General features: G+C 33.6%; 1 protein-coding gene. It reads left to right on the forward strand.

Going from position 1 to position 268, the window contains the following annotated elements; all coding sequences use genetic code 11:
- A partial coding sequence (locus R0K30_RS22110) for a hypothetical protein (protein ID WP_410613001.1) occupies positions 1-268 on the forward strand: 268 nt, incomplete at both ends.

A 268-nucleotide genomic window follows, 5' to 3' on the forward strand; every position in this document is an offset into this window, starting at 1 on the left:
AGTTATGAAGGGTTTAAAGATCCAGTGCCTAGAGAACCTAAATTTTATAAAGATATCTTGACTGAGTTACTGGAGAACTCAGGTAAAAGTAAAAGAGAGGTTGAAGCTCTGCTGAAGAATACTCCACGCATTTTGACCCCTTTTCAGTACGTTGGTTGGTTTTACAAAGATGACAGAGCTTCGTTATGGTTAAAAATAGTTTGTAATAGATTTACAAACAACATGCCTCCAATCAGTAATAAAATTGATATTAGAAATTTTTTACATG

It is taken from the genome of Bacillus sp. SIMBA_154 (genome assembly GCF_046536015.1).
Taxonomy (GTDB): Bacteria; Bacillota; Bacilli; order Bacillales; family Bacillaceae; genus Bacillus; species Bacillus pumilus_P.